This is a genomic window from Pseudomonas sp. 31 R 17 (genome assembly GCF_900004915.1).
Taxonomy (GTDB): domain Bacteria; phylum Pseudomonadota; class Gammaproteobacteria; order Pseudomonadales; family Pseudomonadaceae; genus Aquipseudomonas; species Aquipseudomonas orientalis_A.
Genome location: NZ_CVTN01000065.1, coordinates 583526 through 601982, shown reverse-complemented (window position 1 = coordinate 601982; position 18457 = coordinate 583526). Strand labels below are relative to the sequence as shown.

The following is an 18457-nucleotide window of genomic DNA, read 5'->3' as shown; positions in this document are numbered from 1 at the left end:
AAGGGGCTTTCGCCCCTTTAATAAAACACCATCATTCATACGCTGCCGTCATGTGGCCCCAGGCAAGTTCCGCCGCCACTTATTTTCAAGTCAATATAGATAAGTTTTCTGGGAGACAGGCCTGTGTCCCCCGTTCTCTTGAACAATCGGTACTGCACGACCGCCGAGCCAAATCCCGGCACCAATCCCGGCGCGGTGATCAAGTCGAAGGGCAAAATGCGAATTTGCGCATAGCCCCTGTCGCGATCATCGCTGGTCAGTTCATGCTCAAAAGATACGTCACTGCCTGGGAACGGCTTACCACTACCGTTAGTAGTCGGGTAACTTGCCCAATATAAATGCACGGAGTCGCCAGGCTCGAAATGCACCGCATGCCAGGGGATGCCGATATATACGCCCTCATAAGGTGCCGGCTTGGTACCGCATGCGATAAAGCCCAATTCGTTGTCATTGAGTAATAGCGGAGTTTTTAACCCTGTCAGCGTATCAAGACGTACCCGTACCGAAGCGGAAGGACTGCGCTGTCGGTTTATTCCATTGTCTGTCCAGTAATAGACCTCGGCCAAGGCAATGGAAGATGCCACTGCCCACGAAACCCATAAGGTGATCAATTTCCCGGCACTATCGCCCGGCTGCACGTCATAGTTCGCAACGATACGGTCATCGCTGTTCCAGCACAGTTCCAGGTGTTCGCCCACTGTGGGGTTTACAAATAAGAGCACTTCAACAGGCACGGGCCCCGGGCTGTCAGCGGAGGTCAGTATATTGTCGCCCGTCACGCCTTTCACAATCGGAAGAGCCAACTTGCGATTGATCGGTTCAGGCCCGCTTGGGTCAGGGCCGGCTACCCTTAAATCGACTTCATAGAAGCTGTCCGGCGAATCCTTGGAGGCAGTGCCTCGCTGATAAACGTAGCGCACACGCAATGGGTAGCGCGTCGAGAAACCGCCCACCGCAACAATAGACCACGGCACGCTCACGGGAATCGGCCACGTCTGCACTTCTCCAATCGGCTTGATTTCAAGGGCATGCGTATTCCAGAAGGGATGAATCTCGTCCCCCGCCTCTGCCTCACCTATGCGCGCGAGGGTGACCGCCAACCCCTGCCTGACATCTTCCAGAGTGACTAACCCGTCCAGTTCTGCCGACTCGATAAAGGGGCGTGGCAGATCCGGCAAAACAACCGGGGAGGCTTTGAGCGTGATCTCGTCGGAAAACTGCCCGACGTTCCCAGCCCGGTCTTCAAGCCGGCAGGAAGCGAACCTTTCACCCCGGCCACTGGCACGCACGTGCGCCTCGGGAATGACGTACCGGATGGGCGCGCCGAGGACGTGTGCTCTGGTGATGAACAGCGTGCCTGCAAAGCCCAAATTTGGCAGATCTGCGTAGAAGAAGTGGCACATATCCCCAATGCGCATATCGAACCAACGCGCCAGCTCGACAGGCAAGCCTCCATGCCTGACCAGATAGTCATCGGTAAGCTCATCACGAGCCTCGTCATCAATCTGCAACTGCGGGCCAGGGTTGCCACCGTTGGGCGGCGTTTTATCGACGTTGACCAAGGTCGGAAATGAGTCGGCTTCGCCGATCAAAGGCGCGCTGACCCTGACTGTCAGACGGCTGATACCGCCGCTCGACAGAATCGACATGGGTAGATACTGCACCAACGGAAATACCGTGTCAGGGTCGTATGGGCCGTGAATATAAAAGGTGTGCACCGGATCATCGTCCCAACGATATTCCACCGTCGTCTCCATGTCCTCCTCATGAAGATTGAATGGCCAGACCTTCGCAATCGTGACCTCCAGGTTCTGATCATGGAGCTTGAGCGGTAAGGTCCTGGCCGCTTCGTCCCATTCCAGGGGCAATGCCTGGGAAGGATTGGGAGCGTCCAGTTCCAGTATCGTCGGGTCATCTGCGCCTGGAGTTCGCGGCCGCAGAGCGTGCTGGTGTCGTGTGGGTGAGTTCGAATCAGACATATCCACGCCTCCTTGAACAATCAATCGGTAATCGACCGAGGCGGTCGGCACGCTCAGGTCTGGCTACTTATTGAATGCGCAAAAAAGTGCGGCGGATACTGTCAGATATAACAGGTACCCGGCGTGACCGATGGACTTACACGCCAGGGAGAGGGTCAAGCAAAGAACGATGCGCCACCGCGCGATCGTATCAAACGGGCGGCAACATCCAGTTGATCGGCGTCTCGCCGTTCTGCTCAAGGAATTTGTTGGTGCGACTGAAATGCCCGCAGCCGAGGAACCCGCGATACGCCGACAACGGCGACGGATGCACCGAGGTCAGCACCAGGTGCTTGGTGGCATCGATCAGCTTCTGCTTGCTCTGGGCATGGGCGCCCCACAACAGGAACACCAAATGCGGCTGGTGCTCGCTGACCACCTCGATCACCCGATCGGTAAAAAACTGCCAGCCCTTGCCGGCATGGGCGTTGGCATTGGCGCGCTCCACGGTCAGGGTGGTGTTGAGCATCAGCACGCCCTGGTCGGCCCAGCTTTGCAGGTAGCCGTGGTTGGGGATGTCGATATTCAGGTCACGCTTGAGCTCTTTATAGATATTGACCAGTGAGGGTGGCGCCGGCACGCCCGGTTGCACCGAGAAGCACAAACCATGGGCCTGGCCGGGGCCGTGATACGGGTCCTGCCCGAGGATCACCACTTTGACCTTGTCCAGCGGCGTGGAATTGAGTGCGTTGAAGATCAGCGGGCCCGGCGGATAGATCTCCTTGCCTGCGGCGTGTTCCTGGCGCAGAAACTCGCGCAGTGCGCCCATGTAGGGCTTGTCGAACTCCTCGCGCAGAGCGTGTTTCCAGCTGGGTTCGAGTTTGATGCGGTCGCCGTCGGTCATGATGAGGTCATCGAGTGAAAAACAATGGGCGAACCCTAGGAAAGCCGACCCCGCTTGTCAATTGATCTGACACACCCCCGGCACTTTCCCACGGAGCGATCATACTGACCCTTCACCTTCTGGATTGAGGTCACGATGAATCTGCACTTCGAAGAACTCACCGGCAACCACGGCGCCCGCATCGGCATCGCCAGCCTGGATGCGCAACAGTCGCTCAACGCCCTCTCCCTGCCGATGATCCTGGCCCTGGACGAACGCCTGGACGCCTGGGCCAAGGACCCGACGATCGTCTGCGTATTGCTGCGCGGCAACGGCCCCAAGGCCTTCTGCGCAGGTGGCGAAGTGCGCAGCCTGGCAATGGCCTGCCGGGAACAACCTGGCGTCGTGCCTACCCTGGCCGCGCAATTTTTTGCCGCTGAATATCGCCTCGACTATCGCCTGCATACCTATCCGAAACCGTTGATCTGCTGGGGTCACGGTTATGTGCTGGGCGGCGGAATGGGCCTGTTGCAAAGTGCGTCCGTACGCATTGTGACCCCCAGCAGCCGTTTGGCCATGCCGGAAATCAGCATCGGCTTGTACCCGGACGTGGGCGCCAGCTGGTTTCTGTCGCGCCTGCCCGGCAAGCTGGGTTTGTTCCTGGGCCTTACCGGTGCCCATATCAATGGCCGTGATGCCCTGGACCTGGGCCTGGCCGACCGTTTCCTGCGCGATGACCAGCAAGACGAATTGCTCGATGGCCTGCTGCAACTGAACTGGCAGGAACAGACCGCGATGCAGCTCAACAGTTTGCTCAAGGCCCTGGCCCAGGACGCGGTCGACCAGCTACCCGAGGCACAATGGATGCCGCGCAGGGGGCAGATCGACGAATGGCTGGATGTGGGTGACGTGGCCAGTGCGTGGCGCGCGTTGAGCCTGCTCAAGGATCACGCTGACCCACTCCTGGCCCGCGCCGGCAAGACCCTCAGTGAAGGCTGCCCGTTGACGGCGCACCTGGTGTGGGAGCAGATCCGCCGTGCCCGTCATTTGTCCCTGGCGCAAGTGTTCCAGATGGAATACACGCTGAGCCTCAATTGTTGTCGCCACCCGGAATTTGCCGAAGGCGTACGGGCAAGGCTGATCGATAAGGATCAGGCGCCTCGCTGGCATTGGCCGGATATCAATACAATTCCCGAGGCGGTGGTGCAGGCGCACTTCAACAAGGCATGGGAAGGTAGGAATCCTCTGGCAGATCTTTCCGATTACTGACAGCTTACCGCCGGTTATCCTTGACGTTGAAGGCACAGTTACCCGGTTGATTTTCCTTGCACAGATAAACCAGCTGGTCGAACGAAGTGTTATCGCGCTCCCAATGCAGGCTGTCCGCCAACGACATGCTGCTGGCCACGTCTGACAGGCACGGGCGCAATACCACGAGCTCGTCGCGCTGATTGGTGTACACACATTTTTCCACCAGCCCGCTGCGCCGATCATCACCCTTCTGCGGCGCAAACACCGCGCCCGAGAAGGCATGTATGAACTCGCCGGGCTCAACCTTGGGACCTTGCCACAGCACGCCGCTGGCCTGGTACTGGAAATAACCCGTGCCCGTCTGGATCTTCGACTTGTCTGGACAGAACTGGTTGCCCTGCGCCTGGCCAGCCATACAGACGACCAGTAAAAGCATGCACATCACGTGTTTGAGCATAGAGCCCCCTTCGATAACCACACTGCTTTTCCCGCAGTGAAATATATCTTTGGCCTCAACGCCAGCTGTTATTTATGACAGTACCGACAAACGGCGGGCAAAAAAAGCGGCGCATCATGCGCCGCTTTATTCAAAACATCTTTTTCAGCGGTGACCTCCGCGCCCACCGCCGTGATCGCCACCACGCCCGTGCCCGCCGTTGCCCCACCGATTGTCTCCCCATCCCTGGTTTGGATACGGCCGATAGGCAGACCTTGGGTAGTAACGTGGCGCAGGTTGGTAATAACGCGGCGCCGAATAATAACGGGGAGCCGGATAGTAGCGTGGCGCGGGTGTGTAGTAGCTGCGCCCGTAGTAACGAGGACCGCCGTAATAATAGGCCGGTGCCGGTGCGGTGTAGACCTCGGAGCGGTAGTAAGTGGTACCTCCATCGTAATAGGGCACGCAAGCTGACAGGGTCAGGCCGAGTAATGCAGTGAGCAGCAGTCGTCGATACATGGCGGCCTCCCGGACCGCGGAAGAGCACCTCCAGCGACGCTGGAGGGCGTCATTCAGAATTTACTTGAATGACAGAACGTATGACATCAAAAGCAGAATCTGGTGCGTTTCAGTAACAACTTGATACATCACCAGCGGTACGCCGGAATACCTTAGCTGTATCGATTCAGTATTTTATTCAGAGGCGAAACTTTGTCGCTTACAATGATGTCATTGTGATACTGCACAGTGCCACGGAGGCCTTGGTGTGCGCCTTCCCGTTACCTACCGCCGGATTCAAGTCATGAAAATTGCTACCAAGCTGCTGCTCTCGTTTTTACTCTGTGCCGTGATCACCCTCGGTGTCGGCCTGCTGGGTATCAAAGGGGTCGTGCGGCTCGCCGCAGCCCTGGAATCAACGTTTTCCAACAACCTGGTGTCGGTCAGCAGCACAGCCTCCACCCTGAATGGGCTGGTGGCGCACAACCGTGGTTTGTACCGCTTGCTCGATGCCGGTAACGGTGACGTCGCCCAGCAGGACCGCGACCGCGTGCGCCAGGATATCGCCAACGAAGTCAAACGCAGCCAGGCGGCGTACACCACCTACCGCGCCACGCCGTTGGAAGATGACGAGCGGGCGGCGGGTGACACCTTCGACCAGATCTGGCCAACGTACCTCAGTAGCTCGGAACGCATCCTGAGCCTGCTCGACAAGGGCCAGGTCGAGCAGGCACGCACCGAGCTCAATACCACCAACAATGAACTGTTCCGCCAGGCCCGCGAGCTGATCCGCGTGATGGTCGAATCCAACAACCGCCAGATCAAGGAAGGCGCAGTCGCCGCCGACGCCCTGCGTGACAGTGCGCTCACCTGGATGATCAGCGGCATCGTCCTGGCCTTCATCATCGCCATTATCGTCGGCGTGCTGATCACGCGCCTGATCACCCGCCCCATCGCTCAAGCGGTGGCGAGCGCGCAACGCATTGCCGACGGTGACCTGACCCAGACCATCAGCACCGAGCGCACCGACGAAGCCGGGCAGTTGCTGGTGGCGCTGTCGAACATGCAGGGCGGCTTGAAACACACCCTGCTGGAAATCGCCAACGCCTCCGACCAATTGGCCTCGGCCGCTGAAGAACTGAGTGCGGTCACCGAAGAAAGCACCCGGGGCCTGACCCGCCAGAATGATGAAATTCAACAAGCGGCCACCGCCGTCAACCAGATGACCGCAGCCGTTGATGAGGTGGCCGGCAACGCCGTATCGACTTCGCAGGCCTCGAGCCAGGCGACCACCGAAGCCGAGGAAGGCCGTGAGCAAGTGGCACAGGCCGTTTCCGGCATGAATTCGATGGTGGTAGAGATCAACGATTCGACGAAGTCGGTGGAAGGCCTCGCCAGCCAGGTCCGCGAAATCGGCAAGGTGATCGATGTGATTCGTGGGATTGCCGACCAGACCAACCTGCTCGCCCTCAACGCAGCAATCGAGGCGGCCCGTGCGGGTGAGCAAGGCCGTGGCTTTGCGGTGGTGGCCGATGAAGTGCGCGCGCTGGCCCATCGCACACAAGTGTCCACGGTGGACATTGAAAAAATGATCGGCGAAGTGCAAGTCGGCGCCGACGGCGCGGTAGCCGCGATGAACAAGAGCCTGAGCTGGGCCAACAACACCCAGGTGCTGGCGCAGAATGCCGGCGAAGCGTTGCAACGTATCACCGCCAGTGTGGCGAAGATCAACGAACGCAACCTGGTCATCGCATCCGCCTCGGAGGAACAGGCCCAAGTGGCGCGTGAAGTCGATCGCAACCTGCTCAACATTCAGGACCTGTCGACGCAGACCGCCGCCGGCGCGCATCAGACCAACGCTTCCAGCCAGGACCTGTCGCGCCTGGCCACCTCGTTCAGTGTGCTGGTCGGCAAATTCAAGCTGTAAGTAGCTTGGCGCCCATCGGCGCTGTATCGTGCAAGGCCACGCACACCTTGCCCGATACAGCCCGACCTGCCCATGACCACCCCAACCCTTTGCCCCGCCTGCGGTGCCCGTAACGACTGCAGCCTGGCCGACCCGCGCACGGCCGGCCAGGTCTGCTGGTGCTACAGCGTCACCATCGACCCTGCGGTGCTCCAGGCGCTGCCCGACGAACTGCGCAACCAGGCCTGCCTGTGCCCGCGTTGCGCCCAGGTGGACCAACAACTGCGCCGTCACGATGCGCCTTGATCGCTTCCTCAGTAACCTGCCACGGTTTAATCGCAAGCAAGTGCGGCTGCTGTTGGCCGAACGCCGGGTAACGGTGGATGGTGCCACGGTAAGCGACCCGCTTCACGAGGTGCGCACGTTCAGCAGCGTGCGCGTGGACGGTGAGGTGCTGCAGCCGGGCAAACCTGCGCGTTATTTCATGCTGCACAAGCCGCAGGGGTGCGTCAGCGCTACCTGCGATGCGCAACACCGCACGGTGCTCGATCTGCTGGATGAACCGCACAAGGACGCACTGCATATCGCCGGGCGTCTGGACTACAACACCACCGGGCTGATGGTACTGACCAATGACGGCCAGTGGTCGCGGCGCCTGACGCAACCGGCGACCAAGTTACCCAAGGTGTATCGGGTGGAAACCGAGCAGGACATCGGCCCGGACTATGCGGCAGTCTTCAGGGCGGGCCTGTACTTCGCCTTCGAAAACCTCATCACTCAACCCGCCGAACTGGAGTTACTGGGCCCCAGGACGGCGCGCTTGAGCATTATCGAAGGCCGCTATCACCAGGTCAAACGCATGTTCGGGCATTTTGATAACAAAGTGACTGCCCTGCATCGCGAGCGCATGGGGCCGCTGCAACTGGATGCAGCGCTTGCGCCGGGCGAATATCGGGCACTGACTGACGAGGAAATCCGTCTCGTCTGACGACCGCTGTCGGCCAGCCGCAATCGGACCGACATGGGCGCTCGGCTTCCAGGCGTATGCCTACCTGTCATAAAGCTCGTGCACAGTCATTTGCGCGCCCTACCCGCTTGCCAGGAGTCTTACGACATGAGGCCAGAAATCGCTGTGTTGGATATACAGGGTCAATACCGGGTTTACACGGAGTTCTATCGCGCCGATGCCGCTGAAAAAACCATCGTCCTGGTCAACGGCTCGATGGCCACCACAGCCTCTTTCGCCCAGACCGTGAAAAGCCTGTACCCGCAATTCAATGTGGTGTTGTACGACCAGCCCTATGCCGGCCGTTCCAAACTACACAACCGCCACGAGCGGATGCTGACCAAGGAAGTCGAAGGCCAGATCCTCCTGGAGCTCATCGACCGCTTTGCCGCCGAACACGTGCTCTCGTTCTCCTGGGGCGGCGCCGCCACGCTGTTCGCCCTCGCTCAACGCCCGCAATGCGTCGAAAAGGCCGTGATCAGCTCGTTCTCCCCGGTGATCAACGCACCGATGCGTGATTATCTGGAGCGCGGCGTCGACTACCTCGGCAATCTGGACCGCGACCGCGTCGGCCACCTGGTCAACAGTACCCTGGGCAAGCACTTGCCGTCGCTGTTCAAGCGCTTCAACCACAAGCACGTGAGCGGCCTGGCCGAGCATGAATACGGACAGATGCACTTCCACATCAGCCAGGTGCTCAACAGCGACCGGTCGTGCTACCTCAAGGCAGCCAGGCAGATCGACATTCCCGTGCTGTTCGTGAACGGCGAGTGGGACGAGTACACCAGCGCAGGCGATGCCAGGCTGTTCGGCCAGCATGTTAAAAACAGCAGCTTCAGCACGGTTCAGGCGACGGGGCATTTCCTGGATATGGAGCATAAAGCGGCGTGCCGGGACAGCCGGGACGCAGTGGTGGGCTTTTTGAAAGGGCAGCGGCCGGTGAGTCGCTTACGTTACCAGCCAGGTCAGACGCAACACGCCTTTGCGGTCTGACATCAGACCCACTGCAGGAGCGGGCTCCTGCAGTGGCGCCACCTATTCGGCAGGCGGCGCGAGCGCAACGTGCGATTTTTTCGAAGAAAAACTTCAAATCCGGGTGAACATCTGGTACAAAGTCAGCCGCTTTGAGCGGGTATAGTTTAGTGGCAAAACGAAAGCTTCCCAAGCTTTAGTTGAGGGTTCGATTCCCTCTACCCGCTCCACTCAAATGGATTCTCCTGTCATGCCACGGCTGACACGGGAAGCATAAAAAACCGGTCCCTGTGACCGGTTTTTTTATGCCTGGCGTTCAAGGGCCAATAACGGCTGTGTTCGCGCCGCCCCAGAAAACTGTACAAATATAAAATTCTGTACAAGTATTGTGCACTGGGTAGCAAAATACATTGATCAACCGGTCGATCACGCCCGGGTCGGCGTCCAATGAGGTGCAATTCATGAATGTGCACATGCTGACCGAGCTGGCCGCGAACGGCGAGATCCGCGAGCTGCAATTGCTGTCGCTGGAAGGTGGCTTGTATCTGGCACGGGTCCGGCTGGATCGCGATGAAAAAACGCTGCAGGGCGATGACGGGCAGCCACTGCGCATCCGCTCCACCACCCATTTGCGCGACCTGCTGCAAGGGGTGCCCGCGTTTCCCTGCGTGCTGGTGCAACACAGCGTGCATGACGAGATGTGCGGGGTACGCGAAGGGCCGATTGGTGGATTGCGCATTCCGTTTTCGCTGAACGCGACGCTCTAGGCTACATTTATTGTCGGACCCGTTTTCCGAGTATCAGCGACATTGATTTAAGCAGCGTCCTACCGACCGCAAGAAACCGGTTTCTCCCAGGGTTCACTGAGCGGATAGTTGCACCGGACAGCCTCAAGGATCAAGCCCATGTCATACGCCTGCAAATTCATGCCCTCCCCCGTCGGCCAACTCACCCTGGTAGCCCGCAATGGCAAGCTCGGTGCCGTGCTCTGGGAAACGGAACGGGAAAATCGGGTGCGCCTGGGTGAGTTGCACGAAGTCAACGACAGCCCGGTACTCCTGGAAACAGAGCGCCAGCTGGCGGAGTATTTCGCGGGTACGCGCAATCGTTTCGAGTTGGAACTGGATTTCTACGGCACTGATTTTCAGCGGCAAGTCTGGCAGGCTTTGCTGACCATCCCCTTCGGCGAAACCCGCAGCTACAGCCAGATAGCCCGGCAGATCGGCAACCCGAACGCGGTGCGCGCCGTAGGCGCGGCGAACGGGCGTAACCCCATCTCGATCATTGCGCCCTGTCACCGCGTCGTGGGGGCTTCGGGGGCACTGACAGGGTTTGCCGGCGGGCTTGAAGCCAAGCAGTATCTGTTGACGCTGGAGGATCGCGGCCAGGCAACACTGGCGTTCTGATCATGGGCCTGGCCAAGGCCCGCGAACAAAAGACACGCAGTCGAATAATCGTTGGAAACCCAATTTTTGATACAGCGGGACAGCCATCATCGACCCCTCGAGAAAACACCTGCGTGCCCCAAGCCCCGAGGCGTGAAGCAGGGCCGACTGGATCAATCGCGTGGCATGGCCTCTGGCACGAAAGCCGGTCAGCGTGCCGACGTCACTGAGCCTTGCCTGGCCCTCACACACTGACAAGGTCAACGCACAGCCCACCTGCCCCTCGACGGACAGGATGAAGTGATAAAGGGCTTCACCGGCATCCAGCGCCCGCTGGTGCCGAGCCTGATAATGGGCGACCGTCTCGGGCGATATCGAAAACGCACTGCCAAGCGGACTTGCCCACTTGTTCAAGTCACGCGTCAGGCTGATCTGCACGGCCTCCTCGCTAATCGATGGCGCGAAGCGTGCCAAGGGGTGAACCATCGTGGTGCTCTTTTCGGCAGGCTCAAAGCCAAGCCCGGTGAGCGCGTCGCGTAACCCGTCGACCTGTACCTCAGGCATCACGATGCGTATAGGCAATGCGGTACGGCGGATCAGCTGCAGAATCACCGGCGTCGTTTCGCGCAGGGGCGCGCAGCCCACGCGGATGAACAACGTATTCCACGGCGTGGAATTTTCCTCGGCAAGATAGGTATTGATACCGGCGGCATGTCGACGGTACACCGCGCAGGTCGCAGCGAAAAAATGATCTTCGGTCAAGTAATAAAGCGCGGGTATGTCACGAGCGGCCTTTGCGTACATAAGGACTGTCCAGGTCAAAAACCCAGTCTTGCGCCCATGGCTTCGCAGCGCCGTAGGCGCGCTCCTAAAACCCGGGCAGAAAAATGCCTGCTTTGGTCCGAAGGCCAAGTTGTAAAAAGAAATTTCAGCGACCCGTTGCGGTCAGTATTTTCATCACCCCCCTTTTGAGGAAAAACAGTCATGAAATTCTCCGCTGTCTCCCAAACTCTATCGCGCTGGGCCGGCAGCCCCCGTACGTTCTACGCGGCGGTGGCGTTGATTCTGGCGTGGAGCCTGAGCGGGCCGTACTTTCATTACAACGACACCTGGCAATTGATCATCAACACCTCGACCACCATCATCACGTTCCTGATGGTGTTCCTGATCCAGAACACACAGAACCGCGACAACGACATTCTGCATATCAAGATCGACGAGCTGTTGCGTGTGTCCAAGGATGCCCAGAACGCCGTGTTGAGCCTGGACGGCCTGGACCGTAAAGAGCTTGAAAAGCTGCGCCAGGAATATCGCGATATCGGCAAAGCCGGCAGCTTGAGCCTCAACAGCAGTTGTGGCCCCGCCGCCGACGACGCGGCGCCGCCGAAAACCGATTTGAACCAGGCATAAAAAAAAACGGCGGTTGGAGATGATCCAACCGCCGTTTTCATTTCAAGGGGCCACTTCAACCGTCGCCCTGGTGGTCCTTGCCGTAGGTCGATGCCAGGGCCCGGGCTTTTTCCAGGCGCTCCTGCAACTTGGGCAGCGTCTCGTCCACCAACGCTTTTATCTCAGGCACATCCGACGCCGCACCTTCCTGCTTGAACAGGGCGATGGCGTCTTCGTTTTCCTTGACCTGCTGCGCGATATAGGCGGCGTCGAAGGAGTCGCCGTCCTTGAGCTCGGGCATCAGGGTTTCGGCCTTGTCGACGATCTTCTCCCGGGGGGCCACCGGCAGGTCGAGCTTTTTGGCGATCGCCGCCAGATGCTGGTTGGCCAGGGTGCGCTCGTTGATCACCTCAATGGTGTAATCCTTGATTTCCTGGGACGAGGTCTTGGCGTGCGCCATACGACTGGTTTCGATATCGGCCATGCCTTTGGCTGACGCCTGCTCGATGAATTGGGCAGGCGACTGGGCGAAAGCATTGCTGGCGCCGAGGCCCAGCAGCATCGCGAAACTGGCGGTGCGTAACCGGATAGCCATGCGGCTCATGATGGGTTCCTCCAGGGCAAAAATAGGGGCAAGGGAACGGCTCCTTGCCCTGGATTCGAATTTTGCATGCGGCAAAGGTTTAGAAAAAACTTTGCAGTGCGACGAACGGTCGTTGCTGATTCAGGCGGGTTTGCTTGCAAACAGGCCTGGCAATGCGTGCGCCAGAGCGTTGATGGCGAACCCGATAAACATCACGCCGCACAGCTTCGTGATGAGGATTTCGTGACGTTGATACACCGTACGCACACGTTGGGCACCGACCACACCGATCAGGATCGCGTAGGCCAGCAGGCCGCCGATAAAACTCAGAAAAATCAGCGACGGCAGCATCGACCACGTCAGCAACTCGGCACGGCTGGAGAGCAATGCCGTGAAGGTCGCCACCGCCACCGGGTACGCCTTGGGGTTGGTCAGGCCGAACAGAATGCCGTGCCAGAACGGATGCCGCGCCGCGCCCTGAGGGGCATCGCTGCTACGGCGCTGGGTGCGGATGGCGCGCCAGCCGAGCCAGAACAGATAAAGCCCGCTGAGCACGCCGAGTACATCAAACGCACTGCTGCCGACTTCCCGCGCCCCCACAATCGCCACCAGGGCGGTGCTGCACCACACCACGTCGCCGAGCAAATGCCCGCCCAGGAAACCGGCACCGGCGCGACGGCCACGGGCGGCGCCGATGCCGAACACGGCCAACACGCCAGGGCCGGGCGTAATACCGTAGATAAACCCGGAAGCAAGGACCGCTAACAGCAGGGATGGGGTCATGGGCGGGGCTCTGGCAAATTCTGGCAAATTGTTGAAATAGACAGCGATTGTGCAGGTTCCGGGGCTACGGGTAAAACTTCATTTGTTGCGCCATTCCCTACGCCGGCAATCGTCCGCAATGCCCTGACGAACGGGACAAACGCTCCATCGGATGACGCTGTAGTATGGCGCACTACATATCACTACATCGAAGTTTGTATGTCTGTCATGTCTCTGCGGATACCGGAAGACGTCGCCGATACGCTTGCCAGTCTCGCCAAAGCGACCGGGCGCAGCAAATCGTTCCTTGCTGTTGATGCGTTGCGCCAATACCTGGCACGTGAAGCATGGCAAATCGAAGAGATTCAAAAAGCACTGGAAGAAGCCGATGCAGGAGATTTCGCGACGCCTGCCGAGGTAAAAGCCGTCGCTGATAAATGGCGCAACAATGCAGGTTGAGTGGCTGAGGGCAGCCCTCAGAAACCTTGATGACGAAGCGGGCTTTATCGCTGAAGAAAACCCAAAGCCGCCTCGGAGTTCGTCCAGGCGATGTTGACCGGGCTCGAACACATTGCGCAATTTCCCGCGCTGGGAAAAAAGGGCCGGGTCCCGGGGACGCGTGAATGGGTGGTGCCGCGATGGCCCTATATCGTTCCTTACCGTATTCGTGACGGGCGACTACAGGTCATGCGAATTTTTCATACCCGCCGTCAGCCACCTACCTCGTGGTAGCGACCGCTCAGCCCTCCAGCACACCTTGCACCCGCCCCCTCAGCCACTGCAACCCGGCATCCCCGCCCCGTCGCGCGTGCCAGGCCAGCTCGAACGCAAACGATGGAATATGAAACGGCGGCGGTACGCTTATCAGGTGCGTGTGATCGATATTGAGCAGGCCCCGGGATGAGACGGTCAGGATCAGGTCCGTGCCCTGAATCAACTGCGGTGCCACGCCCCAGTGCGGCAGGCTGATTGCCACATGACGCCGCTCACGAATCGCGCTCAACGCACGCTCGATTTCCGGCGTGCCGCTGCCGCGCATTTCCAGCAGGACATGGGGGCGTGACAAGTAGGCAGGCAGGTCCAGCACACCGCCTTGCGGCAGGCTGTCGCGGTCGACCAGGCAGGTGTAATGCTCCTCGAACAAGGGCGTCGTGCGCAGTTCGGCCGGCACGTCAGGGAAGACCCCGGCGGCGAGGTCCAGATCGCCATTGAGTACGCCGTCGACCATGCCTTCGCGGCTGGCCTGGATGATTTGCAAGTCGATGCCCGGCGCTTCATGGCGTAGCAGACGCACCAAGCCGGGCAGGAAAATCGCCGCGCTGTAGTCCGACATCGCCACGCGAAACCGGCGCTTGGCCGACGCCGGGTCAAAACGGTTCGGCGCCAGCAGCGCCTGCACCTGGGCCAGGGCCTCTGCCAAAGGCGTGGCCAACTCCAGCGCACGGGCGGTCGCTATCAATGCGCCGCCCTGACGCACCAGCAACGGGTCGCCCAGCAGGTCACGCAGGCGCGCCAGCGCATGGCTGACCGCCGGTTGGCTCAGGTGCAGGCGTTCGGCGGCGCGGGTGACGTGTTGCTCGCTGAGCAGAGCGTCGAGGATCACCAACAGGTTGAGATCGACGCGTCGCAGATCATTCATCAGCTGCATGCTCGGCATAAGAATTTGGAATTTAAATTTGCGCGACGAATAACCTAGAGTCCAGCAAAACCTCTGGGAGATTGGAAATGACAACGTTGCATTGGCTGGGTCTGTTGCTGCTGGCGGTAATCGCCGGCGCCGTGGTGCCGTTTCAGAGTGCAATCAACGCCAACCTGGGGCGCTGGCTCGGCCACCCGTTGTGGGCGACGCTGGCATCCCTGCTGGTAAGCATTATTGTGTTGCTGCCGGTGATCATCGCACTCCGGCTGCCCTTGCCGAGCCTGGCCTTTATCACCCGGGCGCCGCTGTGGATGTGGGCCGGTGGCGCATTTGGGGTGTGCTTCATTTCGCTGGCATTGATGCTGCTGCCCAGGCTGGGCGCATCAGGGTTTATCGCCCTGGCCATGGCCGGGCAGATTCTGGCGTCGTTGCTGCTCGACCATTTCGGGCTGTTCGGCCTGGCGCAGCGTCCAATGACAACGCCGCGGGCGCTCGGAGCGTTGTTGTTGGTGGCCGCGGTGGTGTTGATCCAGTTCAGCGCCACGCCGGTGCGGGCAGCGGCGACGGCGAGTTGATCAGCCGCGCTCGGCGGCCAGATGATTGATGTCGCGCTGCTCCACCACCGGTTGCGGCGCGCCATGGCTCACCGCCTGCAGCATCGCACGGCCGACGGTCTCGGTGCTGACAACCCAGCTCGGTTTTATCCGACGCAAAAACGAGAGCAACGGCCCGAGCACGCTGTAGAACGCCTGGTACACCGGCGTCTTGGAACGCACGCCGTGCAACGGTTGGATGATCCCCGGCCGGAACAGATAGACCGCCTTGAACGGCAAGCGCAGCAAGGCGTTCTCGGTCTTGCCCTTGACTCGTGCCCACATTGACTTGCCCCGCTCGGAGCTGTCGGTGCCGGCACCAGACACGTAGATAAACGTCATCTGCGGATTGAGCCGCGCCAGGGTGCTGGCGGCGACCAACGTCAGGTCGTAAGTGAGGTGGGTGTACTTGACTTCATTCACGCCCGCCGAGGAAACGCCCAGGCAAAAGAAGCACGCATCAAAGCCTTGCAGCAGGTTTTCCAGGGGTTGGAAATCCAGCATGTCGCCGTGCAACACCTGATGCAGTTTGCCGTGCTCCTGGGTCAATGGCGTGCGGCCGACCGCGACCACTTCCTGCACGTCGGGCGCCAGCAGGCACTCGCGCAGCACGCCCTGGCCGACCATGCCGGTGGCGCCGAATAACAGAACTCTCATGGGGAACCTCAGCCGCAAGCTTCACGCTCAAGTTGAACGCATTCAGCTTGTAGCTTACCGCTTGCAGCTCGAAGCTGTCCCTGTCAAAACGCGCTGCGAAAGATCTCCTCGATCTGGCGCTGATCCGCGCGCCGTGGGTTGGTCAGGCCACACGCATCCTTGAGCGCATTGCTCGCCAGCAGCGGAATATCCTGCAACCTGGCGCCGAGCTCACGCAGGCCGGCGGGAATTTCCACATCCTGGGACAAGGCGCGAATCGCGACGATAGCAGCCTGCGCGCCCTCTTCCGGGGTAATCCCCTTGATATCGGCACCCAACGCGCGAGCCACGTCACTCAAGCGCTTGGCACTGACACTGGCATTGAAACTCTGCACGTGGGGCAGCAGCACCGCATTGCACACGCCGTGAGGAAGGTCGTACAGACCACCGAGCTGGTGCGCCATGGCGTGCACGAACCCCAGCGATGCATTGTTGAACGCCATGCCCGCGAGGAACTGCGCATACGCCATGTTCTCCCGCGCGGCCAAGTCGCTGCCGTCACGTACCGCCAGGCGCAGATTGGCACTGATCAATTCGATGGCCTTGATTGCGCACGCGTCGGTGATCGGCGTGGCGGCGGTGGATACGTAGGCCTCAATGGCGTGCGTCAAGGCATCCATGCCGGTGGCGGCGGTGAGGCCCTTGGGCATGGCGACCATCAAGGCCGGGTCGTTGACCGACAGCAACGGCGTGACATTGCGGTCGACGATGGCCATTTTCACGTGGCGGGTTTCGTCGGTGATGATGCAGAAACGGGTCATCTCACTGGCCGTGCCGGCGGTGGTGTTGATCGCCACCAGCGGCAGTTGCGGCCGGCTCGATTGGTCGACGCCCTCGTAGTCGCCGATGCGCCCGCCATTGGTGGCGCACAGGGCGATGCCCTTGGCGCAGTCGTGGGGCGAGCCGCCGCCCAGGGACACGACAAAATCGCAGGCACTCTGTTGCAGCAACGCCAGGCCCTTCTCGACGTTTTCCACATTGGGGTTGGGCTTGGCGCCGTCGTAGACCACCGAGTCGATGTCCTGCAACGCCAGTTTCTCGGCAATCATGCTGGCCACACCGGCTTTGCACAGGCCCTGGTCCGTGACGATCAACGCTTTGCGAAAACCGTAATTGCGGATGGCGATCATGGCTTCGTCGAGGCAGTCGATGCCCATGATATTGACGGCGGGGATAAAAAACGTGCTGCTCATGGTCGATCCTCAGGGGTTTTATACCCACAGAATCCACCGGTACCGCTTGCCGTATCTTGACCAGGATCAATGCCGGCTCGTGATAAAGTCACCGTCCAGCCGATTTCGAGTAGACCCGCCGCAATGAAGGATTTCCAGGATATTGACGCCCACCTTGACGACTGGAGCGCACTGCGCGACGCCATCGACTTCAATGGGATTCTGATCGGCAACGGCGCAAGCCGCACGATTTGGGAAGACTTTGCCTACGACTCGCTGTTTGAAAACGCTCGCACAGTGGAAGAAAAGCCCCTGAGCCAATCCGAACTCAGCGTATTCGATGCGCTGCAAACCCGCAGTTTCGAGCAGGCCCTGGGCGCGCTGAAAACCACCAGCCGCGTCAACAAGGCCCTGGCGGTCAGCTCGGCGGCGCCACGTAATCGCTACTACGCGATCAAGGAAGCACTGATCAATACGATCCACACCGTGCATATTCCCTGGCGCCTGGTGCAGCCTTCGACCCTGGCGACCATCAACGCGGAACTGGCCCGCTACACCACGGTGTTTACCAGCAATTACGACCTGCTCAATTACTGGGCAATCCTGCACACGCCGGGTATCGACGACCTGTTCCGCAGCGCCGATTCAAGCTTCGACCTGCGCGACACCCGCACCGACGCCACGCGTATTCTGTACCTGCACGGCGGCCTGCACCTGGTGCGCAACCTCGACGGTACCGCGCGCAAACTGCCGTCCACCGACAGCACGTTGCTCAGCAGTTTCGCGATCAACAACACAATCAAGACGCTGGACGATGTGCCGCTGTTCGTCAGCGAGGGCAAGGTGGAGGAAAAGCTCAAGACCATCCGCAGTTCGGATTATCTGTCGTTCTGTTATGAGCAGTTGCTCACTCACGAAGGCGCGCTGTGCATCTTCGGCCATGACCTGGGGCCGCAGGATAAACACCTGGTGGATGCGATCCGCCAGGCCAACATCACCACCCTGGCCATTTCGGTGTCGGGGCGCAGCGATGGGTTTATTCGCCAGCAGAAGCAGCGGTATTCGCAGTTGTTCGAAGGTACCGGCATGGAACTGAAATTCTTTGCCGCGCGTACCCATCCACTGGGTAATCCGACGCTGTCAGTGCCTGTCGAACACTGATCCAGTGAACGAAGAAGACCAACTGTGGGAGGGGGCTTGCCCCCGATGGTGGCCTCTGGGCCGACCAGGATGTTGGATCAGATCGAGTACATATCCGTTTCTGCGGTAACGGCTACTTAGGGTTCCGCTTTTACAGCGGCTCACTTTTGAAAAGCGCAAAAGTAAGC

21 protein-coding genes, 1 tRNA gene and 2 pseudogenes are annotated in these 18457 nt (G+C 59.9%); 14 read left to right on the top strand and 10 right to left on the bottom strand.

Annotation, left to right across the window (positions count from 1 at the left end):
- Window positions 1-35: 35 nt before the first annotated feature.
- Both BFP89_RS14945 and ung read right to left on the bottom strand, forming a co-directional pair.
- Complete coding sequence (locus tag BFP89_RS14945; protein ID WP_065886220.1) at window positions 36-1979, bottom strand: hypothetical protein; 1944 nt, start codon at window positions 1977-1979, stop codon at window positions 36-38.
- Window positions 1980-2169: 190 nt separating this feature from the next.
- A complete protein-coding gene (gene ung, locus BFP89_RS14940; protein ID WP_065886219.1) occupies window positions 2170-2862 on the bottom strand; it encodes a uracil-DNA glycosylase in 693 nt (230 codons plus the stop codon).
- A 135-nt stretch (window positions 2863-2997) separates the two neighbouring features.
- Between ung and BFP89_RS14935 the strand changes: the two genes are divergently transcribed.
- Window positions 2998-4110, top strand: coding sequence for an enoyl-CoA hydratase/isomerase family protein (locus tag BFP89_RS14935; protein ID WP_065886218.1), 1113 nt, complete (start codon window positions 2998-3000; stop codon window positions 4108-4110).
- Window positions 4111-4114: 4 nt separating this feature from the next.
- Here the strand turns inward: BFP89_RS14935 and BFP89_RS14930 are convergent, their stop codons facing one another.
- Both BFP89_RS14930 and BFP89_RS29365 read right to left on the bottom strand, forming a co-directional pair.
- Window positions 4115-4549: a DUF3757 domain-containing protein gene (locus tag BFP89_RS14930; protein WP_065886217.1), complete on the bottom strand. Its 435-nt coding sequence runs from the start codon at window positions 4547-4549 to the stop codon at window positions 4115-4117.
- Window positions 4550-4693: 144 nt separating this feature from the next.
- Entirely contained in the window at window positions 4694-5047 is a 354-nt protein-coding gene (locus BFP89_RS29365; protein WP_082632001.1) for a hypothetical protein, read from the bottom strand.
- A 283-nt stretch (window positions 5048-5330) separates the two neighbouring features.
- Between BFP89_RS29365 and BFP89_RS29735 the strand changes: the two are divergent.
- The 8 genes and pseudogenes from BFP89_RS29735 to BFP89_RS14895 form a co-directional block, all read left to right on the top strand.
- Window positions 5331-6095: pseudogene (locus tag BFP89_RS29735) on the top strand (MCP four helix bundle domain-containing protein); the annotation flags it as partial.
- The gene (locus BFP89_RS29730; RefSeq protein ID WP_370671218.1) at window positions 6090-6953 is read left to right on the top strand and encodes a methyl-accepting chemotaxis protein; all 864 of its coding nucleotides are present in this window, start codon (window positions 6090-6092) and stop codon (window positions 6951-6953) included. The pseudogene BFP89_RS29735 and the gene BFP89_RS29730, both read left to right, overlap by 6 nt.
- Window positions 6954-7025: 72 nt before the next feature.
- The gene (locus tag BFP89_RS14920) at window positions 7026-7238 is read left to right on the top strand and encodes a cysteine-rich CWC family protein (RefSeq protein ID WP_065886215.1); all 213 of its coding nucleotides are present in this window, start codon (window positions 7026-7028) and stop codon (window positions 7236-7238) included.
- Complete coding sequence (locus BFP89_RS14915; protein ID WP_065886214.1) at window positions 7228-7920, top strand: pseudouridine synthase; 693 nt, start codon at window positions 7228-7230, stop codon at window positions 7918-7920. Before BFP89_RS14920 ends, BFP89_RS14915 begins: the two co-directional genes overlap by 11 nt.
- 126 nt (window positions 7921-8046) lie before the next feature.
- A complete protein-coding gene (locus BFP89_RS14910) occupies window positions 8047-8931 on the top strand; it encodes an alpha/beta fold hydrolase (protein WP_065886213.1) in 885 nt (294 codons plus the stop codon).
- Between the two features lie 135 nt (window positions 8932-9066).
- Window positions 9067-9140: transfer RNA gene (locus BFP89_RS14905), tRNA-Gly, on the top strand.
- A 231-nt stretch (window positions 9141-9371) separates the two neighbouring features.
- The gene (locus BFP89_RS14900) at window positions 9372-9677 is read left to right on the top strand and encodes a DUF6482 family protein (protein ID WP_065886212.1); all 306 of its coding nucleotides are present in this window, start codon (window positions 9372-9374) and stop codon (window positions 9675-9677) included.
- A 138-nt stretch (window positions 9678-9815) separates the two neighbouring features.
- Window positions 9816-10316, top strand: a complete 501-nt coding sequence (locus tag BFP89_RS14895) for a methylated-DNA--[protein]-cysteine S-methyltransferase (RefSeq protein ID WP_065886211.1) — start codon at window positions 9816-9818, stop codon at window positions 10314-10316.
- On the opposite strand, the gene BFP89_RS14890 is transcribed toward BFP89_RS14895, so the two are convergent.
- Entirely contained in the window at window positions 10317-11099 is a 783-nt protein-coding gene (locus BFP89_RS14890) for a GNAT family N-acetyltransferase (RefSeq protein ID WP_065886210.1), read from the bottom strand.
- A gap of 180 nt (window positions 11100-11279) precedes the next feature.
- Between BFP89_RS14890 and BFP89_RS14885 the strand changes: the two genes are divergently transcribed.
- On the top strand, window positions 11280-11705 hold the full coding sequence (locus tag BFP89_RS14885; protein ID WP_065886209.1) for a low affinity iron permease family protein: 426 nt from the start codon (window positions 11280-11282) through the stop codon (window positions 11703-11705).
- 55 nt (window positions 11706-11760) lie between these two features.
- Here the strand turns inward: BFP89_RS14885 and BFP89_RS14880 are convergent, their stop codons facing one another.
- Together BFP89_RS14880 and BFP89_RS14875 are read right to left on the bottom strand one after the other, a co-directional pair.
- Window positions 11761-12288: a DUF4142 domain-containing protein gene (locus BFP89_RS14880; protein WP_065886208.1), complete on the bottom strand. Its 528-nt coding sequence runs from the start codon at window positions 12286-12288 to the stop codon at window positions 11761-11763.
- A 120-nt stretch (window positions 12289-12408) separates the two neighbouring features.
- On the bottom strand, window positions 12409-13050 hold the full coding sequence (locus BFP89_RS14875) for a LysE family translocator (RefSeq protein ID WP_065886207.1): 642 nt from the start codon (window positions 13048-13050) through the stop codon (window positions 12409-12411).
- A gap of 198 nt (window positions 13051-13248) precedes the next feature.
- Here BFP89_RS14875 and BFP89_RS14870 point away from each other — a divergent pair, with 198 nt between their 5' ends.
- Complete coding sequence (locus BFP89_RS14870) at window positions 13249-13488, top strand: CopG family ribbon-helix-helix protein (RefSeq protein WP_065886206.1); 240 nt, start codon at window positions 13249-13251, stop codon at window positions 13486-13488.
- Window positions 13478-13761 (top strand): annotated as a pseudogene (locus BFP89_RS27515) (type II toxin-antitoxin system RelE/ParE family toxin). Before BFP89_RS14870 ends, BFP89_RS27515 begins: the two are co-directional and overlap by 11 nt.
- Window positions 13762-13768: 7 nt before the next feature.
- Here the strand turns inward: BFP89_RS27515 and BFP89_RS14865 are convergent.
- Window positions 13769-14686 carry a LysR family transcriptional regulator gene (locus BFP89_RS14865; RefSeq protein WP_065886205.1) on the bottom strand — a complete coding sequence of 306 codons (918 nt, stop codon included), beginning with the start codon at window positions 14684-14686 and terminating at the stop codon, window positions 13769-13771.
- Window positions 14687-14754: 68 nt separating this feature from the next.
- Here BFP89_RS14865 and BFP89_RS14860 point away from each other — a divergent pair, with 68 nt between their 5' ends.
- Window positions 14755-15243, top strand: a complete 489-nt coding sequence (locus BFP89_RS14860; protein WP_065886204.1) for a DMT family transporter — start codon at window positions 14755-14757, stop codon at window positions 15241-15243.
- Here BFP89_RS14860 and BFP89_RS14855 read toward each other — a convergent pair whose 3' ends face one another.
- Together BFP89_RS14855 and yiaY are read right to left on the bottom strand one after the other, a co-directional pair.
- Window positions 15244-15918, bottom strand: a complete 675-nt coding sequence (locus BFP89_RS14855; RefSeq protein WP_065886203.1) for an NAD(P)H-binding protein — start codon at window positions 15916-15918, stop codon at window positions 15244-15246.
- Between the two features lie 83 nt (window positions 15919-16001).
- Window positions 16002-17150: an L-threonine dehydrogenase gene (gene yiaY, locus BFP89_RS14850; protein WP_065886202.1), complete on the bottom strand. Its 1149-nt coding sequence runs from the start codon at window positions 17148-17150 to the stop codon at window positions 16002-16004.
- Window positions 17151-17273: 123 nt separating this feature from the next.
- On the opposite strand from yiaY, the gene BFP89_RS14845 reads away from it, so the two are divergent.
- Entirely contained in the window at window positions 17274-18290 is a 1017-nt protein-coding gene (locus tag BFP89_RS14845) for a DUF4917 family protein (RefSeq protein WP_065886201.1), read from the top strand.
- The last annotated feature ends 167 nt before the right edge of the window (window positions 18291-18457 follow it).

What these genes read in the sequence shown, in the direction of transcription:
- BFP89_RS14945 (WP_065886220.1), bottom strand. Translation starts at nt 1,979, where the DNA reads ATGTCTGATTCGAACTCACCCACACGACACCAGCACGCTCTGCGGCCG.
- ung (WP_065886219.1), bottom strand. Translation starts at nt 2,862, where the DNA reads ATGACCGACGGCGACCGCATCAAACTCGAACCCAGCTGGAAACACGCT.
- BFP89_RS14935 (WP_065886218.1), top strand. Translation starts at nt 2,998, where the DNA reads ATGAATCTGCACTTCGAAGAACTCACCGGCAACCACGGCGCCCGCATC.
- BFP89_RS14930 (WP_065886217.1), bottom strand. Translation starts at nt 4,549, where the DNA reads ATGCTCAAACACGTGATGTGCATGCTTTTACTGGTCGTCTGTATGGCT.
- BFP89_RS29365 (WP_082632001.1), bottom strand. Translation starts at nt 5,047, where the DNA reads ATGTATCGACGACTGCTGCTCACTGCATTACTCGGCCTGACCCTGTCA.
- BFP89_RS29730 (WP_370671218.1), top strand. Translation starts at nt 6,090, where the DNA reads ATGCAGGGCGGCTTGAAACACACCCTGCTGGAAATCGCCAACGCCTCC.
- BFP89_RS14920 (WP_065886215.1), top strand. Translation starts at nt 7,026, where the DNA reads ATGACCACCCCAACCCTTTGCCCCGCCTGCGGTGCCCGTAACGACTGC.
- BFP89_RS14915 (WP_065886214.1), top strand. Translation starts at nt 7,228, where the DNA reads ATGCGCCTTGATCGCTTCCTCAGTAACCTGCCACGGTTTAATCGCAAG.
- BFP89_RS14910 (WP_065886213.1), top strand. Translation starts at nt 8,047, where the DNA reads ATGAGGCCAGAAATCGCTGTGTTGGATATACAGGGTCAATACCGGGTT.
- BFP89_RS14900 (WP_065886212.1), top strand. Translation starts at nt 9,372, where the DNA reads ATGAATGTGCACATGCTGACCGAGCTGGCCGCGAACGGCGAGATCCGC.
- BFP89_RS14895 (WP_065886211.1), top strand. Translation starts at nt 9,816, where the DNA reads ATGTCATACGCCTGCAAATTCATGCCCTCCCCCGTCGGCCAACTCACC.
- BFP89_RS14890 (WP_065886210.1), bottom strand. Translation starts at nt 11,099, where the DNA reads ATGTACGCAAAGGCCGCTCGTGACATACCCGCGCTTTATTACTTGACC.
- BFP89_RS14885 (WP_065886209.1), top strand. Translation starts at nt 11,280, where the DNA reads ATGAAATTCTCCGCTGTCTCCCAAACTCTATCGCGCTGGGCCGGCAGC.
- BFP89_RS14880 (WP_065886208.1), bottom strand. Translation starts at nt 12,288, where the DNA reads ATGAGCCGCATGGCTATCCGGTTACGCACCGCCAGTTTCGCGATGCTG.
- BFP89_RS14875 (WP_065886207.1), bottom strand. Translation starts at nt 13,050, where the DNA reads ATGACCCCATCCCTGCTGTTAGCGGTCCTTGCTTCCGGGTTTATCTAC.
- BFP89_RS14870 (WP_065886206.1), top strand. Translation starts at nt 13,249, where the DNA reads ATGTCTGTCATGTCTCTGCGGATACCGGAAGACGTCGCCGATACGCTT.
- BFP89_RS14865 (WP_065886205.1), bottom strand. Translation starts at nt 14,686, where the DNA reads ATGCCGAGCATGCAGCTGATGAATGATCTGCGACGCGTCGATCTCAAC.
- BFP89_RS14860 (WP_065886204.1), top strand. Translation starts at nt 14,755, where the DNA reads ATGACAACGTTGCATTGGCTGGGTCTGTTGCTGCTGGCGGTAATCGCC.
- BFP89_RS14855 (WP_065886203.1), bottom strand. Translation starts at nt 15,918, where the DNA reads ATGAGAGTTCTGTTATTCGGCGCCACCGGCATGGTCGGCCAGGGCGTG.
- yiaY (WP_065886202.1), bottom strand. Translation starts at nt 17,150, where the DNA reads ATGAGCAGCACGTTTTTTATCCCCGCCGTCAATATCATGGGCATCGAC.
- BFP89_RS14845 (WP_065886201.1), top strand. Translation starts at nt 17,274, where the DNA reads ATGAAGGATTTCCAGGATATTGACGCCCACCTTGACGACTGGAGCGCA.